This is a genomic window from Dysgonomonas sp. GY75 (assembly GCF_015234155.1).
Lineage (GTDB): Bacteria > Bacteroidota > Bacteroidia > Bacteroidales > Dysgonomonadaceae > Dysgonomonas > Dysgonomonas gadei.
In genome coordinates, this window is sequence record NZ_JADCLQ010000029.1 from 1 (window position 1) to 1,589 (window position 1,589).

Below are 1,589 nucleotides of genomic sequence, written 5' to 3' on the forward strand. Positions count from 1 at the left end.
ACTCTTAAGAAACGCTATCGATAGGCACTAATCTAAAACCATACTTAGCGGCCTGTTTATCAACGTATTTAATTCTTCGTTCCTTGAAATAGTGATTATACTCGTCAAGAGGTAAAGGCGAAAACTCTTTTTTATCCCTGAGCATCCGGTAAAAAATAATTGCCAGCTTGCGAGCAGTCGCTTTTATGGCTGTTGGTGCACCGCTTTTGGCCTTGATGCGCCTGTAAAATTCACCTAACCAGTTATTACCGGCTTTCAGAGTCGAAGCAGCCAACAGAAAGGACTGTCCTGCGTGATTTTTCTTTTTCAGGGGCCTGCTCCTTAAGTTCTTTCCGCCTGATATACATGTGTTTGGCGCTAAATTCAGCCACGAGGTAAAATGCTTTTCAGTAGGCCACTTAGTCATATCGGTTCCTGTCTCTGATAGAATCTCGGTAACACTTAGTTCGCTAATACCAAAAATGTCAGTCAGGCGGACACCTGTCAGCGAAACCAGATATTGTGTTGCATTGAAGCGAAACTTATTTTTACCCGATACCTGTCCCCGTTTGATTTGTTCTATATCTCTACCTGTGCTGTCGAGCATTTGTTTGAGTACGGATTCTATACGGACATCACATGCCTTGATTTTTTCAAAATATACTTCATAGAGTTCATAAGCCTGTTGCAACTCAAACAGGTTGTCTTCGCGCCAGATACCTTCCAACGACCTGATAATCTCTTCCCGGCTGGCCTTAACTCCCTTGTCTGCCAATTGTGCCAGTTGCGCGGCATCACGTTGACCTGCCAGGATAGCTTTGATTATAGACATGCCCGATTTACCTGTAATATCAGATAGGACAGTATGCAATTTGATGTTCATTTGGTCAAATGCTTTTTGCATAAGTTGTACCTGAGTACTGTAACCACGGGTAAGGTTCTTACGCTGGCGCATATAGCTGCGCAACTCACGGGTCAGGCTTTCCGGCTGGAAACTTTTATTTAGCAGTCCATAGGAATGCAACTGTTGTAACCAACGGCTATCTTCCACATCTGATTTACGTCCCGATACATTCTTCAGGTGACGGGCATTGACAAGGAATACATCGAAACCGTACTCTTCCAGAATCAGGTAAGCTTGTATCCAATAAACTCCCGTCGACTCCATGGCAATCGTTTCAATGCCACAGGACTGTAGCCACCGGGCCATCTCATGCAAATCTTCGGTAAAGGCACCGAACTTGCGGATGCATGCACTATCACGCCCTTCCGGGATAGCCACATAGTGCATCTGGCTGGCAATATCTATACCGGCTGCATTAGGACGAATACATTTTAAGGTCTCTGATTGTTTCACTTTTTTACTCATATTTTTAGTTTTTATGGTTATAGTTTTTGCTAAACCACATTGTCTAAATCTAAACTCTTAAGCGGGATTACCTTTGAAAAGTATCACCAATTATTTTACCTTCTGTGGTTTAAGCCATGCTGTTCATGGGGTTCGAAACACCATTGTAAACTTCGGCCTGGGCTGCAAAAACTCACGCAAGGTAAGCATCCAGGACGTTTCTTCATTATTTTAATCCGGAGCGCCGGATTGGTATGCTGTT

Annotated in this window: 1 protein-coding gene; it reads right to left on the bottom strand. The window is 43.5% G+C overall.

Annotation, left to right across the window (positions count from 1 at the left end; translation table 11 throughout):
* Positions 1-4: 4 nt before the first annotated feature.
* Positions 5-1,348, bottom strand: coding sequence for an IS110 family transposase (locus tag IR083_RS11080; protein WP_194224381.1), 1,344 nt, complete (start codon positions 1,346-1,348; stop codon positions 5-7).
* Positions 1,349-1,589: the final 241 nt, after the last annotated feature.